The sequence below is a fragment of the Enterococcus larvae genome, assembly GCF_017830045.1.
Lineage (GTDB): Bacteria > Bacillota > Bacilli > Lactobacillales > Enterococcaceae > Enterococcus_L > Enterococcus_L larvae.
Window position 1 is genome coordinate 123,826 of sequence record NZ_JAEDXU010000002.1, and the last position, 15,903, is coordinate 139,728.

Here is a 15,903-nt window from a genome sequence, read left to right on the forward strand (position 1 = left end):
TGAATGGAAGGTTGAAACAATGCCCGACAGGCTCTTTGTTTCAGCTTTTTTTGTTACAGATGGAAGTATAAAGGAATAGAAGGTGAACAAATGAATCAAAAGATTTTATCAACGCTTAACTTTGATAAAGTAAAACAATTGATGAACGAATATATTGTTACTGCTCAAGGGCTTGAAGAAGTAGAGAAGCTGATGCCAAGTGACGATAGCGATACGATCCAATCGTGGCTGAATGAAACAGAAGATGGCGTAAAGGTGCAGCGACTACGTGGTGGTGTACCTGTACCGAAGCTGGAAAATATTCGCCCCCATATCAAGCGAATTGAAATTGGAGCTGACTTGAATGGTCTTGAGCTGGCTCAAATCGGCAGAGTTCTTTCAACAACCAGTGAATTGGTACGTTTCTTTGATGATTTAAAGGATAGTGAAATCGAACTGTTTCGTTTATATATATGGACAGAACAGCTAGTGACCATTCCGGAGCTGAACAGAAAATTGAAAGCAGCAATTGCTGAAGATGGTTATGTACAGGATGAGGCCTCTCAAGAGCTTAAGATCATTAGAAACAGTATCCGAAAAAGCGAACAGACAATTCGCGAACAACTGGATGGGATCGTTCGAGGGAAGAATGCTCGCTATCTGAGTGATGCCATCGTCACTATGAGAAATGAACGCTATGTGATTCCTGTAAAACAGGAGTACCGTGGGATTTTCGGTGGGGTGGTTCATGATCAAAGCTCATCAGGACAGACACTGTTCATTGAGCCAAAACAAATTGTAGAATTAAATAATCGTCTGCGTCAGCATCAAATTGCTGAGCGCAATGAGATTGAACGGATACTGGCAGAGCTTTCTGCCGAGCTGGTCCCTTATCAGCATGAGATCCTCCATAATGCTTACGTAATCGGAAAATTTGATTTCATCAATGCAAAGGCTCGTTTTGGGAAAGCCTTGAAGGGAATTGTTCCGGCATTGAGTCTGGAAAATCATGTATATTTGAAGCAAGCTAGACATCCGCTTTTAGATCCGGAGTCAGCGGTTGCTAATGACATCATGCTTGGCGACGAATATCAGGCCATCGTTATTACTGGTCCGAATACTGGTGGGAAGACGATCACTTTAAAAACCTTAGGGCTTCTTCAGTTGATGGGCCAATCTGGATTACCGATTCCTGCGGATGAGGAAAGTGTGATCGGTATTTTCAAAGAGATTTTTGCAGATATCGGTGATGAGCAGTCTATTGAACAGAGCTTGAGTACATTCTCTTCACATATGACGAATATTGTAGATGTTCTAGGTAAAGTAGATAATCAGAGCTTAGTTCTATTTGATGAGCTAGGTGCAGGAACTGACCCTCAAGAAGGTGCTGCGTTAGCCATTTCTATTCTGGATGCACTGGGAAGTAAGAGTGCCTATGTGGTTGCTACGACGCATTATCCGGAGTTGAAGGTTTACGGCTACAATCGTGCAAAAACAATCAATGCCAGCATGGAGTTCGATGTAGATACCCTCAGTCCGACATATCGGTTGCTGATTGGTGTCCCAGGACGAAGTAACGCATTTGAGATTTCTCGCCGTTTGGGCTTAGAAGAATCAGTGATTAGTGAAGCTAAGCAGATCATGGATGGGGAAAGTCAAGACTTGAATGAAATGATTGCTGATCTTGAGAACCGACGGAAGATGGCAGAAACCGAATATTTGGAGGTTCGTCATTTTGTTGAGGAGTCTCAATCACTTCATCGTGAGTTGAAAAATGCCTATGATTATTTTGTTGACGAGCGAGATAAAGAAATGGAAAAGGCTCGTAAGAAAGCCAACCAGTTAGTCAGCGAAGCACAAGATGAGGCAGAAACAATCATTTCTGATATCCGTAAGCTGCAGCTGGAAAGCGGCAATCAGGGGGGCGTAAAAGAACATCAATTGATTGATGCAAAAACAAAGCTCTCCAATCTGCATCATGAAGAAAACCATTTAGAAAAGAATAAGGTGCTAAAGAAAGCGAAGGAACAAAAGAAGCTCAAAGAAGGCGACGAAGTGATCGTGAACACTTATGGCCAGCGAGGGACTTTGCTGAAGAAATCTGGTGCGGATAGTTGGCAGGTGCAGCTGGGGATTCTTAAAATGACAGTTGATGAAGCAGACATGACCCTTGTTGGTAAGGAAAAGGAACCACCTCAAAGAATTACCGCTGTTCGTTCAGCAGAAGCAAGCCATGTATCGAATCAATTGGATCTTCGTGGGAAACGCTATGAAGAAGCTCTGGCAGAGGTCGATCAATATTTGGATGCTGCTATTCTGGCTGGGTATCCACAAGTAACGATTGTTCATGGAAAAGGAACTGGAGCTTTGCGAACTGGGATCACAGATTACCTGAAGAATCATCGCAGCGTGAGCGGCTTTGAGTTCGCACCGGCAAATCAAGGTGGAAATGGTGCAACGATCGTTAAGTTCAAGTAATAAGTATGGGCAACTTTCTGGATAAAGCCAGCAGCTGACCCATCTAAAGATGAACGAGTTCGAGAAATCCGCTCTGATTTGTACATGGAGATAAAAGGAAGATCCGTTGAATGAAAGAGTGCTTATTGATTTTTTTGAGCTGTAAAGCGCGTGATAGGCGGATTCTCTTACTAATTGTAAGCAGAAAAATAGTCTATCAAAATCTTAAGTGCTATAATATACATGTATTTAGAAATGGGAGGAATGAAAGATGGCTGAAGCAATTACAGATGCAACATTCGCAGCTGAAACAGACGAAGGATTGGTCCTAATTGATTTCTGGGCAACTTGGTGCGGCCCTTGTCGTATGCAAGCACCGATCTTGGATCAATTATCAGGTGAATATGAAGAAGACGAACTGAAAATCGTGAAAATGGATGTAGATGAAAATCCTGAAACACCAGGTTCATTCGGAATCATGAGTATCCCGACATTACTGTTGAAAAAAGACGGTGAAGTTGTCGAACGTCTGGTTGGCGTTCATTCAAAAGATCAATTAACTGACGTAGTCGGTAAATATCTATAATTATCTGCAGGAAAGCTGCGAGAATAAATTGGAAAAACGAGTCTCTCATTTTGAGAAGGCTCGTTTTTTTGTATATCTATTGCTGTATTAGCTATCCTGATATAAAAAAGATTCATAGCCATTTCTTCCAAGCGACTTTGAGCCTGTGTGCACAATCTGGTATATCTGCCAGCTCAATTTTACTAAAGCCTAAAAACAGTGTATTAGGTGGACAGATCGCTTTCTCCTGCCAGAAGTTCATTGTGGAGTAAACTCTTACACCTTCTTTCGCTGCAGCCTCAATTAGTTCATCCTGTTGTGTACCAGCAGTAAACGTCAATAGAAAATACTGGCCGCTCCCATTGCTGGAGATCTTCAAATTATCACTGACCCCAGCAAGCAGTTCAGTGAATACCTTCAATCTCTTTTTAAAAATCTGATTCAGACGACGAACATGTTGATCGTATTTTCCTTCATCAATCAAGGTTGCGACGATGTATTGATTCAATAAGGGAACGGTACTGTTATAATCAGCAAACATACGTCGGTATTCTCCAGCTAGTTGAGGAGGCAAAATCATATAGCTCATTCTTAGTGACGGGGAAAGAACTTTTGAAAATGTGCCCAAATAAATGACACGATCATGGGTATCAATTGACTGAAGTGCTGGAATCGGCTTTGCATAATAGCGTAGTTCACTATCATAATCGTCTTCAATAATATAACTGCTGTTTTTACAAGCCCAGTTCAGCAGTTCATGGCGTCGCCCGACCGGTAAAGTCACGCCAGTTGGAAACTGATGGGAGGGAGTCGTATAAAGCAGTGTATTTTCAGGAACTACAGGTAGCTCTTGTATACAAATACCTTGTTCATCAACGGGGACAGTTTGTATGTTCCGGCCGTTGTTTCTAAAAACTGAAACTGCTTTATTATAGCCAGGTTCTTCCATCAGCACAGGTAAAGCTGAAGTAGAAAGTAACTTGCATAGGAAGTCTAATGATTGTTGAGTCCCGCTTGTTAGAATGATTTGATCAAGATGACAATGAACACCTCTCATTCGTTGAAGATAACGACTCAGTGATTCACGTAAAAAGAGCTCGCCTTGCTTATCCTGTAAAGTTGAAATTTTCTCTTCAATATAGAGCTTTTCCAGACATTCCGCTGTATAGCGCTGCCAGATTTTTTTTGGGAAAAGATTACTTGTATGACTGCTGTTGGTCAGATCATAGAGAATTTCTGTATCGTTACTCTTCTGTTGCTCAATCCGTTTGATAGTAGGCGATACCTGTTTATTGTTGTTTATTGATGGAAGATTAGGAAGAGAAGGAACTGGTTGAACAAAAAAGCCTAATCCTTTTTTTGCTGCAATGTATCCTTCAGCGGCTAACTGACTATATGCGGTATCTACCGTATGACGACTGACATTAAGTAGTTTGGCAGCCGCTCGACTACCAGTTAGACAGTCCCCCTCATTCAATCCCCCTGTTAAGATTTCTTCTTTTATCTGTTGATATATTTGGAGATAGAGGGGCTCGTTTGCTGTTTTATCTAACAAAATCATAGAGTCGCTTCCTTTCTTAGGTGGCATGGTAAAAATATTGCTTAGTGGTGCTTTTGATAGAGCCATCTATAGTATATCATAGAAAAATATTAGTCCATCAAGCAATAGGGGATGGTCGCAAAAAGAAGGAGTGTTCTAGTATGAAAAATAGGGAGAACCGGACTGGCTATATATTATTGGAATTGGGAGCTGTTGCTTTTCTGGCAACCGGTGGAATTTTTGTGAAATTCAGTCAACTGGCGCCAATCAACACAGGGTTTTATCGTGTTCTTTTTTCGTTGCCGCTGTTATTGATGTTTGTTTACAAGGAATTAAAGTATGTATCCAAGAAAGATTGGCTACTGCTGATTTTTGCAGGGGTATTTCTTGCAGGCGATATCGCTTTGTGGAATCTTTCCTTTACGTATACTACCGTTGCCAATGCCAATTTATTGACGAATTTGACACCATTTACTGTTGTTCCTTTATCGTATATTTTTTTTAAAGAGAAGATACCTCGTTTTTTTCTCGTAGGGGCAGGGATAACATTACTAGGGGTGCTGTTGCTGATTGGCGGAAAAGCTGTGCCTGCTCCGGAAAACTATTTTGGCGATTTTTTAGCTCTTTGCGCATCTTTTTTCTATGCTGGTTTTTTATTGATTTGCTATCATCTCAGAGATCGTCTAACTAGTAGTGTCATCATGTTTATTAGTGGGATTGGGACTACTGCAGCATTATTTCTTACTGCAGGAGTAACAGAGGGAATTCAAATTCCTTTGACATTTGCCGATCTTTGGCCATTATTAGGGTTAACGATTTTTTTACAGGTCATCGGCCATAATCTACTAGCCCATTGCCAAGGGAAAATCAATGTCAATCTGTCATCGATCATTTGCTTGGCTCAGCCAGCGCTTGCATCAATTTACTCCTTCTTTTTCTTTGGAGAAAGCATCACTTTGAAAGAGATGGCAGGCATAGCTGTGGTCATTCTAGGTGTCTATCTTGTAAAAGCACAGTACACGAAGGAGAGTACGTCTGTATTTCAGAAACAATTGGACTAAGGAAACTGTCATCTAAAATCAAGAACGTACATTCCCGTTTTCTCGCACAATTAGATGTGCCATGCTATAATAGGACAGATAGCAAAGTGAGGGACAAGCAGATGAATGAACGAATAAAGAACAAACTGGCATTACTACCTGATCAGCCGGGCTGCTATCTTATGAAGGATAAAAACGGCACAGTCATATACGTAGGAAAAGCCAAAATTTTAAAAAATCGTGTCCGCTCCTATTTTACAGGGAGTCATGATACTAAAACGGAACGCCTCGTGAGTGAAATCGAGGATTTCGAATATATCGTTACAGAATCAAATATTGAAGCGTTACTATTAGAAATCAATCTAATTCATAAAAATGATCCAAAATATAATATCATGCTGAAGGATGACAAAAGCTATCCTTTTATTAAGATAACTAATGAAGCTTATCCAAGACTCTTGATTACGAGAAAAGTTGTGAAGGATAGAGCGTTGTATTTTGGCCCATATCCTGATGTTAAAGCTGCTAACGATACTAAGAGGCTATTGGATCGGTTATTCCCTTTGCGCAAATGCAAGGTATTGCCGAAGGAGGTCTGTCTGTATTACCATATGGGGCAGTGTCTGGCTCCCTGTGTATTTGACATTCCAAAGGAAAAATATACGGAGATGGTTGGAGAAATAAGACGATTCCTCAATGGCGGTTATCCGGAGATTCAAAAACAGCTTGAGGACAAGATGTCCTTGGCTGCTGAAGAGATGGAGTTTGAAAAAGCAGGGGAATATCGTGACCTGATCAAGTCGATCGAAACAGTCATGACACGTCAGAAGATGACCAATGCTGATTTGGTTGACAGGGATGTCTTTGGCTATTCAGTGGATAAGGGTTGGATGTGCGTACAGGTCTTTTTTGTCCGTCAAGGAAAATTGATTGAACGAGATGTATCGATCTTTCCTTTTTATGATGAAGCAGAAGACGATTTCTTAACATTTATCGGTCAATTCTATCAAGAAAATGAACACTTTATTCCGAAAGAGGTACTGATTCCAGATAATATTGATAAAGAAAGTGTCGAGGCCCTGCTTTCAACACGAGTGATTCAACCTCAACGTGGAGAGAAGAAAAAGCTTGTTCAGTTGGCAGGAAAGAATGCAACTGTTGCTTTACGAGAAAAATTTGATTTGATTGTCCGAAAGCAGGAGCGTACAATTGGTGCTGTTGAACGATTAGGCGATGCGATGAATATTCCTGTACCGATAAGGATCGAAGCATTCGATAATTCGAATATCATGGGAACTGATCCGGTTTCTGCAATGGTTGTCTTTATTGATGGAAAGCCTGCCAAAAAGGAGTATCGAAAGTATAAAATCAAAACGGTTAAAGGTCCAGATGATTATGCATCAATGCGAGAGGTCATTTATCGACGCTATTCCCGTGTTCTTAAGGAAGGTCTGCCATTTCCGGATTTGATCGTGATTGATGGTGGTAAGGGACAGGTCGATGTCGCAAGAGATGTTTTGGCGAATCAATTAGGCTTGGATATCCCGATTGCCGGGTTGGCAAAAAACGACAAACACAAAACCAGTGAGCTTCTTTTCGGTTCAGATCTGTCAGTGATTCCCTTAGAACGAAATTCTCAGGAATTTTTTCTGCTGCAGCGTATTCAGGATGAGGTTCACCGATTTGCGATCACCTTCCATCGCCAGTTGAGAAGTAAAAGCAGCTTTGCTTCCAAGCTGGATAATATTGAAGGACTAGGACCTAAACGTAAAAAAGAACTGCTGCGTCAATTCAAATCATTGAAGAATATCACAGCTGCTTCTGTCGAAGAGTTGAAAACAGCTGGACTTCCAAAGAATGTCGCTCAAAATGTCTATGACCATCTCCATGAAATCAGTGAAGAATCGAACTAAAAACAGGGTATCTGCGGTAATAAGCAGATACCCTGTTTTATTTCATTTTTTTGTATAGCTGGCTTTACAATTTTAGTAAAGTGAGCTATACTTTTTTTGTAAAGCTAGCTATACTTCATAAGGAGGGCAGTCATGTGCAAAATAAAATACAGGAACTAAGAAAAGCAAACAAAATCACGCAAAGCGAATTGGCAGATGCAGTTAGTGTAACCAGACAAACGATTATCTCGCTGGAAAACGGCAGATACAATGCTTCGTTGGTGTTGGCGCATAAAATTGCTCAATTCTTTGATCAGACGATTGAGGAAATATTTGTATTTGATTTAGAGGAGGAAAATATATGAAATTCGAGATGAAGTTCAATTCAGGAAGTAATAAGGACTATAAGCAGATCCTTCAAAAAAGAAAAAAATTATTTATGGCGATGATTGCCGCAGGTGTTCTAATCTCAGGATTATCGACATTACTTTTGGATTCCGATAACCATGCTTCTTCCTATACGAAAGGGTTTGGTGTAGGCTTGATTTTCATCGGAGTTATTTTATCGTTCAAGAATAAGCAAATGCTTGATAATAAAGAAAAAATGGAGAAGAATAAGCTAGAGGAATTTGATGAACGAAATATTGCCATTGATAATCGGGCACTGATTACTGCTTTGAGAGTATTTATTCTCTTACTAGCTCTTTTTACCATTGTAACAGCGTTTGTGAACCCTATATATAGTGTTGTTTCAGCTGCAATGCTGAGCACATATTTGTTGTTGTACCTTATTTTCTATTTTTATTATCAGAGAAAAATGTAAAATATTTGTTGACAGTAGAAAACATATTCGCTATTATATCACTAAGCGATATATCGTATGATGATATATCTAAAGATGATATAGTGAGGGAATCTCAATGGAAGACACACTGACAGATTCTAGTTATTTGATTTTATTGGCATTGCTTCAGCCGCAGCATGGTTACGCAATCATGAAGCAAGTCAATGTTGTTACTGATGGAAGAGTATCAATTGGACCGGCAAGTATGTATACAATTTTGAAAAAGCTTCAAAAGAGCAATTATATTACTTTAGAAGAGAATGATGAACGAAAGAAGATTTATCTGATTACCGATCTTGGCTTAGAGATATTGGAGAGAGACATCAATCGCAGGAAGCTTCTTTATCAGGCAGGCGAATCTTTAGTAGCTGAGAGAAGGAGAACAGAGCATGATCATTAATGGAAAAAAATATGTTTTTTCACGGGGTGTTGCTTTTTATCCGGAAAAAGAAATGGAAATTTTGAAGAAGCAGGCGCAACAAGGTTGGGCGTTTCAGAAATTGAATGCGTTTGGACTTTTGAAGTTTTCCAAAGCGGATCCTGAGAACAAGAAATTCTCTGTCGATTTTTTTTCAGGTTCCAAAACGGATATCAGCGAGTATTTGAGCTTTTATGAAGAAGCAGGTTGGGAGTGCATCACTGCTTATAAGGGAAAGTATTTTTACTTTAAAGCAGATCCGTGTACACCAACAATTTATTCAGACGAAGAAAGCTATGGCTTACGGATGTACAAGGAATGGATGTGGATGTTCTGGCGGAACCTATTGTGTATTCCTATTGGATTGGTTTTCTTTTGGCTGAATGTCAAGCTGGGGCAATGGGATATCCCGCATAATTCACTCTTTTTTTCAACAAGGATGCTTCTGCTCTTTGTTGGAACGTTCCTAACGGCCATGCCGCTATCAATTATCATCAATGTCATTTTTTCTCTAGTCATCTATAAAGATCGAAGGAAATTCTATGATCGGCCGGAACAGTTTGCAAAGAAGCAGAGATATGTGCGGGACCTTGCTATCTTGATGGTCATTGGTGCGGTTATTGGTGCTTTAATGGCTTTCACAGGGCTAGTGGATTTTTAAAGGATAATGGGAATAGAAGATATGATCGAAAAAAGAGTTGAAGAGCTTTTAAGAGAGAACTTATGAATCATTAAGGAGCAAGTGGTCATACTTTTAGACACGGAAATAGTCGTAAACTATCTATTCGTTTCTCATGAACATGGTGGTGGTTGACACCTCTGTTAGATCGGGATGGGAAATCGATAGTTACAAATAGAAAAAGCATTTGAAGCAGGAGGGTATGAAATGTTAGAAGTTAAAAACTTGGTAAAAACATTTGGTGATTTCACGGCAGTAGATAATATTTCCTTTGATATCCCGGATGGCAAAATTTTAGGTCTGATTGGGCAAAATGGGGCTGGGAAAACGACGACTTTTCGTCTGATTTTAGATTTTCTGACTCAGGACAGCGGAACAGTGCTGTGGAATGGACATGAATTAAATGAAAAAGACTATAACGATATTGGTTATCTTCCAGAAGAAAGAGGCTTGTATCCAAAAGTAAGTATTGAAGAACAGCTGATTTATTTTGCAGAGCTGCGAGGAAAAAGCAGACAGGAAATCAAACCAAAAATTGACGAATGGATGGAAAAATTCAAAGTTAAAGGGAAGAAATCTGACAAAGTAAAATCACTTTCTAAAGGGAATCAGCAAAAGGTTCAGCTGATTGCAACACTCATCCATGAACCAAAGCTGGTTATTCTGGATGAACCATTTAGTGGATTGGATCCAGTAAATGCAGAGCTTTTGAAAGATGGAATCATTGAGTTGAAGAAGAAGGGTTCATGTGTTATCTTCTCCAGTCATAATATGGATAATGTTGAAAAAATCTGTGATCATCTATTGATGTTGCGCAGCGGTAAGATTGTACTTAATGGTAAAGTCCATGATATTCGTGAAAGCTTTGGCAGAACAAAGGTCTTTTTAGAATCTTCACTTTCAGCTGAAGAAGTGTCAGCGATCGATGGAGTGGTCTCAGCTGTTACGCGTGGTGATGGTATCGTGGATGCGACTTTGAGTGATCCAAAGGCCGGCGAAGAAATTTTTGCTCGTGCGACTCAATTCGGCTACATTCCAATGTTTAATCAACAGCCGCCTACCTTAGAAGAGATATTCAAGATGAAAGCAGGTGAACCAAATGAATAAATTTTGGGTAATTGCACGAGATGTATATAAGAAAAATATAAAATCTGTGTCGTTTCTAATCATGATTTTGGCACCGTTTCTATTGATGGGTGTCATGTATGCTGCGATTACATTCTCCGGAGGCTTCTCAGGACCGGATAAAATTGCTATTGTTTCAGATGATGCTGCGTTAGTTGAACAGCTGAGTCAAGTAGAGATGGATGATTTTGAGTTCAAGTCAGCAGCCTCTCAAGAAGAAGCTGAAAAGCAATTGAAAAATGGTGATATAGAAGCTTTTCTGGTATTAGATACAGAGAACAGCGACATTAAGGGTACTCTATACTCGGAATCTACTTTAGGCTCTACAACAGATTTGACAATTCAACAGTTACTGAACGGCATTCAATCATCTATCAATGCCGGAAAACTGAATTTAACTGCTGACCAAGTGGCAAGTCTGCAACAGCCGGCAAGTTTTGAAAAGTCCAAAGTCAATTTTGATCAAGATGGGAAGATGACTACCGGAGTAGATAATACTGCGATCCAATCTGTGATTTCTTTTGCACTTACAATAGTTTTATGGATCATTATCATCACATATGCGTCAATCATCGCTCAGGAAATTGCATCTGAGAAAGGAACGCGTATCATGGAAGTAATCCTGTCCAGTACGAGAGCACAAACACACTTTTACGGAAAACTGACTGGGGTTATCTTGGTGGCCTTCACACAGATTCTGATTTACGCAGTAGGTGCTGTGGTTGCATATAATCAGTTTAAAAATTTGGATATCGTCAAGGAATTCCTGACGAGCTTCTCGTTGGATATGATTCTAGGCAGCTTCCTATGGTTTACACTTGCGTTTATCGTATTGGGAATATTTGTTTATTCTGTATTGGCAGCTTTATGCGGCTCTTTGGTTTCAAAACCGGAGGATACGCCAAAAGCGGTACAGCCAATCATTTATCTGGCGATGATCGGATATTTCATTGGTCTGTCATTAGGAGCAGCAGATCCTCAAAATATCATTATAAAAATCACTTCATATGTACCGCTGATATCTTCATTCATTATGCCAATTCGTCTGGCTACTGAAACAGCATCTATAGCTGAAGGAATGATTTCACTCGCTGTTCTTTTGATCTTTGGAATTTTACTGACGCTATTTTCAGCGAAATTGTATAAATCCAATGTGTTGGTTTACAGTGAGGGTGGTATGTTGAAATCATTAAGACAGTCGATTTCAATTTTGAGAAACGAGAAAAAAGCATAAAATAAACGAGAGTGGGACAATAATCTGTTGCCACTCTTTTCCATACCCTAAATCCGAATAAACGGCGAGTCAGAAGTAGCTCCTACGACAATAAGCCGGAATTCAACAAAAATTTGTGAAACAATTTTCGTGAATTCCGGCTTATTGCTTGTAGCTAAACACTTCTGGCTCAGCCTCTTTTTTATATTATGAGAGAACTTGGGATGTGAAACAATTCTTGGACTCTTTTTGTCCAGGTTTCTCTGAGTATAGTCATTTTTTTGGTGGTGTAGTTTGGCGCTCGATAAGCTCAACATCTAAAGGTCGTTGCAAAAGAGAGGCTTCATTTAACTCGTTATAGATATGGATAAATGAGTTCTTCGCTTGATGGTTGATGGAATAGTCGACTGAGGTCATGTGCATCAGTTTGCTGACTTGGCTATTGTCAAATCCGATAACAGCAACATCTTTTGGAACCACGTAGCCAAGATTCTGCAGCTCCGATATGAATTCTGCTGCTACTGAGTCTGTATAAAATGCCATAGCTTCGGGTTTATCGTCCATAAGATGCCATTGATAAGCCAGCTTGATACCGCTGGTTTCCCGCATAGGATCGTAGAACACCCAGTCATGATTGACTTCCAGCCCAACTTTTTTATAAAAGCTGTCGATTGCTTTGATACGAGCTTTAGTATTTAGATTTTTTGGATTGCCCATCACATGACCAATTTTCTTATATCCTCTACTATAAAGATAGTCCAACGAATGAAAGTAGCCGGAATAATGATCGACATAAGCAGAATAAATTCGTTGAGAATCTATCCTATGCCAAGTGGAGATAGGACCATATCTTGTATAAGGTTCAATCACATCCCAGTCATTGGCTCTAGTCAGAATAAAAATGCCATCAAGCTGTTTGTATTTCATCTGATTCAGTGCATCGATTTCTTTCCTTTTATCCCCATCTGTGAAATAAACTGTTACATAGTAGTTGTATGATTTTGCAATAGAAATGAAATTACTCAAAAATATTCCCAAAAGATCAAAATAACCATGTGCTAAAAAGCCAATCGTTTTAGTTTCTCCACTTTGCAGATTTCTTGCAATCAAGTTTGGAGAGTAAGCTAGCTTGTCCATGGCTTCTAAAACCTTCTCACGACTTTCCTTACTAACATAGCCATTTCCGGAAATGACTCTGGATACTGTTGATTTTGACACATTTGCTGCTTTTGCAACATCTATGATTGTTGGCATTGATTGATCCGCCTCCAAGCTGATTTGATTATGCTTATAGTGTATGAAGAAAAAAATAGATCAAGTACTAATCTAGTATTTTATGGTGCTTGTAGTTAAATGACTTGCTTAGCTCTTTTTGTCCAGCTTCACAAGTCAGCTCAATCGACGATAAGACAAACTGATTTCAGTGATAGAGAGCATCACTGAGTCATTTTCCTATATCGCTCATGAGCTAAACGACTTGTTCCGCTTTTTCTCTTGTCTAGCTTCATGAACTAGCTCCTCTCAACAATAAGCTGCAATTGTTTCGTGGTAAAGAGCACCACGTGTCAATTTCTTCTTATTGTTCGGGAGCTGCCCGAGTTCATTCCGCTTTTCTTTGATCCAGCTTCACAAGTCAGCTCAATCGACGATAAGACAAACTGATTTCAGTGATAGAAAGCATCACTGAATCATTTTCCTATATCGCTCATGAGCTAAACGACTTGTTCAGCTTTTCTTTTAGTATACTGGATAAAATCACAGACTTCAATCGCGTAAGGGGAGGAATAGGGTGTCTGTCAAAGAAAATAAAAAACTTTATAAAAGCGCTTGACATGGGAACATTCCCACAAATTAGAATGTAAATGTAAACGATATCAGAGTAAACTCTGAAAAAATACCAGGAGGGAACTATATGTCAAGAGGAGCACTAAAAATCGCAACAATTGGTGGAGGTTCAAGTTATACACCTGAATTGATCGAAGGCTATATCAAACGTAAAGATGAGCTGCCAATCAAAGAAATCTGGTTAGTAGATATCGAAGCTGGAAAAGAAAAATTGGAAATTGTCGGTGAAATGGCGAAGCGTATGGTCAAAGCTGCCGGTTTAGACTGGGAAGTTCATTTGACACTTGATCGTCGTGCAGCATTGAAAGATGCTGACTTTGTATCTACACAATTCCGTGTAGGTTTACTGGAAGCTCGTGTTAAAGATGAACGCATTCCTTTATCTCATGGTGTGTTAGGTCAGGAAACAAACGGTGCAGGCGGAATGTTTAAAGCTTTCCGTACAATTCCTATCATTCTTGGCATTATCAAAGATATGGAAGAGCTGTGTCCTGATGCTTGGCTAGTTAACTTTACCAATCCAGCAGGAATGGTGACAGAAGCAGCAATCAAGCATGGCGGATGGAAAAAAACTGTAGGTTTATGTAATGTGCCGATTGGTCATAGAAAACAAGCAGCAGAAAAACTGGGTGTTCCGGAAGAAAATCTATTCTTCAAATTTGCCGGCATCAACCATTTCCATTGGCATCGTGTATGGGACAAAGAAGGAAAAGAACGTACACAAGAATTGATCGATATGATCTACGGACCACAAGAAGAACAAGAAAGCCATCTGAAAAATATTTGGGATGCACCATATCATTATGAACAAATCAAAGATTTGGGCATGTTGCCATGTGGTTACCATCGTTATTACTACATCGAAGATGAAATGCTGAAGCATTCAATCGATGAGTTCAAAGAAGGCAAAACCAGAGCACAGGTTGTTAAGGAAACTGAAACTCGTTTATTCGAGCTATACAAAGATCCTAAATTGGATTACAAACCAAAAGAATTGGAACAGCGTGGTGGTACACACTACAGTGATGCTGCATGTGAAATGATTGCGTCTATCTATAACGACAAACGTACAGACATGGTTGTTTCAACTGAAAATAATGGAACAATCACTGACCTGCCATATGACTGTGTAGTAGAAGTTTCAGGACCTGTTACTTCTCATGGACATGAGCCTTACAACTGGGGAGCATTCCCATCACCAGCACGTGGAATCATCCAAAACATGAAAGCGATGGAAGAAACAGTGATTCGCGCAGCAATTGACGGCGACTATGGTGCAGCATTACATGCATTCACAATCAATCCGTTAGTTCCTGGCGGCACAATGGCTAGAACATTGCTTGATGAGCTTTTAGTAGCTCATAAGGACCATCTGCCGAACTTTGCAGATGACATTGCAAGAATTGAAAAGGATCAACCTGAAACGGTTGCTTATGTTACTGAATTGATGAAGAGCAACTAATCAAGAAAAAATCAATCTATACTGCATCCTTTCCCACTAATGAAGGGTGCAGCTATGGATAATCTAGCTCTAATAACAAGCCAAAATATCCTGAAAATAGGTAAAACTATTTTCAGGTGTTTTGGCTTGTTTATGTGTAGTCGTTTTTGGGTTTTCATGTTTCAGTGAGTAGAAGTTAAAAAAATATTTTTTTCTATTGACTAAACCTAACTTTAACTGGTTATGATAAGGATAGGTAAAAACTCAAATAGCTATGAGAAGATGAGAACATAGGGAAAGAAGGGGCAGGTTAATGATTGCGAAAAGAAAAAATCCATTCAAAAATCCTGAATGAAAAAAATTAATAAATAGTGTTGACTTAGACCTACTCTAATACAATAAAATCAATGTAGGCTGTTTCAGGCAAACAATGAAAAGGAAAGGGGGAGATGTCATGATCACGATCAAAGAAGTCTCAGAAAAATTTGGCATTACGACCCATACAATACGTTTTTATGAAAAGGAAAAGCTGGTTGCTATTCCTAGAAATGAGCGGGGCTTTCGTGATTTTGATGAGCATTCTATCACTCGAGTGAAAACGATTCTTCATTATCGAAATGTCGGCATGTCTTTAGAGGATATTCGACAGGTTCTGGCTCATAGTAATGACCACAATTTTTCTTTACAGGTGTTGGCTAGAACCAAAGAAGAGCTGGATAGAAAAATCATGGAGTTAGAAGAGACTCGGAGCTATTTGCATCGAAAAATAGCGATCCATCAGGAACTGGCTGAAAAAGAAACTATGGATAAACAGAGCAGCTATGACTATTCTCCTGTTCACAAAGCAGAATAATATCTCCTGTTT

14 protein-coding genes are annotated in these 15,903 nt (G+C 39.5%); 12 read left to right on the plus strand and 2 right to left on the minus strand.

What is annotated here, in order from left to right; genetic code table 11:
* Window positions 1-90 precede the first annotated feature (90 nt).
* Together I6N96_RS04615 and trxA are read left to right on the plus strand one after the other, a co-directional pair.
* Entirely contained in the window at window positions 91-2,457 is a 2,367-nt protein-coding gene (locus I6N96_RS04615; protein WP_209556344.1) for an endonuclease MutS2, read from the plus strand.
* A 250-nt stretch (window positions 2,458-2,707) separates the two neighbouring features.
* Window positions 2,708-3,022, plus strand: a complete 315-nt coding sequence (gene trxA / locus I6N96_RS04620) for a thioredoxin (protein ID WP_209556345.1) — start codon at window positions 2,708-2,710, stop codon at window positions 3,020-3,022.
* A 112-nt stretch (window positions 3,023-3,134) separates the two neighbouring features.
* Here the strand turns inward: trxA and pdxR are convergent, their stop codons facing one another.
* Window positions 3,135-4,562: a MocR-like pyridoxine biosynthesis transcription factor PdxR gene (gene pdxR / locus I6N96_RS04625; RefSeq protein ID WP_209556346.1), complete on the minus strand. Its 1,428-nt coding sequence runs from the start codon at window positions 4,560-4,562 to the stop codon at window positions 3,135-3,137.
* A gap of 140 nt (window positions 4,563-4,702) precedes the next feature.
* On the opposite strand from pdxR, the gene I6N96_RS04630 reads away from it, so the two are divergent.
* The 8 genes from I6N96_RS04630 (at window position 4,703) to I6N96_RS04665 (ending at window position 11,773) form a co-directional block, all read left to right on the plus strand.
* On the plus strand, window positions 4,703-5,602 hold the full coding sequence (locus I6N96_RS04630; RefSeq protein ID WP_209556347.1) for a DMT family transporter: 900 nt from the start codon (window positions 4,703-4,705) through the stop codon (window positions 5,600-5,602).
* 101 nt (window positions 5,603-5,703) lie between these two features.
* Window positions 5,704-7,494, plus strand: coding sequence for an excinuclease ABC subunit UvrC (gene uvrC, locus I6N96_RS04635; protein ID WP_209556348.1), 1,791 nt, complete (start codon window positions 5,704-5,706; stop codon window positions 7,492-7,494).
* A 134-nt stretch (window positions 7,495-7,628) separates the two neighbouring features.
* On the plus strand, window positions 7,629-7,838 hold the full coding sequence (locus I6N96_RS04640) for a helix-turn-helix transcriptional regulator (RefSeq protein ID WP_086347424.1): 210 nt from the start codon (window positions 7,629-7,631) through the stop codon (window positions 7,836-7,838).
* Entirely contained in the window at window positions 7,835-8,296 is a 462-nt protein-coding gene (locus I6N96_RS04645; protein WP_209556349.1) for a DUF2178 domain-containing protein, read from the plus strand. The genes I6N96_RS04640 and I6N96_RS04645 overlap by 4 nt, the downstream gene beginning before the upstream one ends.
* A 97-nt stretch (window positions 8,297-8,393) precedes the next feature.
* A complete protein-coding gene (locus tag I6N96_RS04650; RefSeq protein WP_209556350.1) occupies window positions 8,394-8,717 on the plus strand; it encodes a PadR family transcriptional regulator in 324 nt (107 codons plus the stop codon).
* Window positions 8,707-9,396 carry a DUF2812 domain-containing protein gene (locus I6N96_RS04655; protein WP_209556351.1) on the plus strand — a complete coding sequence of 230 codons (690 nt, stop codon included), beginning with the start codon at window positions 8,707-8,709 and terminating at the stop codon, window positions 9,394-9,396. Before I6N96_RS04650 ends, I6N96_RS04655 begins: the two co-directional genes overlap by 11 nt.
* 225 nt (window positions 9,397-9,621) lie before the next feature.
* A complete protein-coding gene (locus I6N96_RS04660; RefSeq protein ID WP_209556352.1) occupies window positions 9,622-10,521 on the plus strand; it encodes an ABC transporter ATP-binding protein in 900 nt (299 codons plus the stop codon).
* Complete coding sequence (locus I6N96_RS04665; protein WP_209556353.1) at window positions 10,514-11,773, plus strand: ABC transporter permease; 1,260 nt, start codon at window positions 10,514-10,516, stop codon at window positions 11,771-11,773. Before I6N96_RS04660 ends, I6N96_RS04665 begins: the two co-directional genes overlap by 8 nt.
* Before the next feature lie 252 nt (window positions 11,774-12,025).
* On the opposite strand, the gene I6N96_RS04670 is transcribed toward I6N96_RS04665, so the two are convergent.
* Complete coding sequence (locus I6N96_RS04670; protein WP_209556354.1) at window positions 12,026-13,006, minus strand: LacI family DNA-binding transcriptional regulator; 981 nt, start codon at window positions 13,004-13,006, stop codon at window positions 12,026-12,028.
* A gap of 658 nt (window positions 13,007-13,664) precedes the next feature.
* Between I6N96_RS04670 and I6N96_RS04675 the strand changes: the two genes are divergently transcribed.
* Complete coding sequence (locus tag I6N96_RS04675; protein WP_209556355.1) at window positions 13,665-15,059, plus strand: 6-phospho-beta-glucosidase; 1,395 nt, start codon at window positions 13,665-13,667, stop codon at window positions 15,057-15,059.
* A 433-nt stretch (window positions 15,060-15,492) separates the two neighbouring features.
* Entirely contained in the window at window positions 15,493-15,891 is a 399-nt protein-coding gene (locus I6N96_RS04680; RefSeq protein WP_209556356.1) for a MerR family transcriptional regulator, read from the plus strand.
* Window positions 15,892-15,903: the final 12 nt, after the last annotated feature.

What these genes read in the sequence shown, in the direction of transcription:
- I6N96_RS04615 (WP_209556344.1), top strand. Translation starts at nt 91, where the DNA reads ATGAATCAAAAGATTTTATCAACGCTTAACTTTGATAAAGTAAAACAA.
- trxA (WP_209556345.1), top strand. Translation starts at nt 2,708, where the DNA reads ATGGCTGAAGCAATTACAGATGCAACATTCGCAGCTGAAACAGACGAA.
- pdxR (WP_209556346.1), bottom strand. Translation starts at nt 4,562, where the DNA reads ATGATTTTGTTAGATAAAACAGCAAACGAGCCCCTCTATCTCCAAATA.
- I6N96_RS04630 (WP_209556347.1), top strand. Translation starts at nt 4,703, where the DNA reads ATGAAAAATAGGGAGAACCGGACTGGCTATATATTATTGGAATTGGGA.
- uvrC (WP_209556348.1), top strand. Translation starts at nt 5,704, where the DNA reads ATGAATGAACGAATAAAGAACAAACTGGCATTACTACCTGATCAGCCG.
- I6N96_RS04645 (WP_209556349.1), top strand. Translation starts at nt 7,835, where the DNA reads ATGAAATTCGAGATGAAGTTCAATTCAGGAAGTAATAAGGACTATAAG.
- I6N96_RS04650 (WP_209556350.1), top strand. Translation starts at nt 8,394, where the DNA reads ATGGAAGACACACTGACAGATTCTAGTTATTTGATTTTATTGGCATTG.
- I6N96_RS04655 (WP_209556351.1), top strand. Translation starts at nt 8,707, where the DNA reads ATGATCATTAATGGAAAAAAATATGTTTTTTCACGGGGTGTTGCTTTT.
- I6N96_RS04660 (WP_209556352.1), top strand. Translation starts at nt 9,622, where the DNA reads ATGTTAGAAGTTAAAAACTTGGTAAAAACATTTGGTGATTTCACGGCA.
- I6N96_RS04665 (WP_209556353.1), top strand. Translation starts at nt 10,514, where the DNA reads ATGAATAAATTTTGGGTAATTGCACGAGATGTATATAAGAAAAATATA.
- I6N96_RS04670 (WP_209556354.1), bottom strand. Translation starts at nt 13,006, where the DNA reads ATGCCAACAATCATAGATGTTGCAAAAGCAGCAAATGTGTCAAAATCA.
- I6N96_RS04675 (WP_209556355.1), top strand. Translation starts at nt 13,665, where the DNA reads ATGTCAAGAGGAGCACTAAAAATCGCAACAATTGGTGGAGGTTCAAGT.
- I6N96_RS04680 (WP_209556356.1), top strand. Translation starts at nt 15,493, where the DNA reads ATGATCACGATCAAAGAAGTCTCAGAAAAATTTGGCATTACGACCCAT.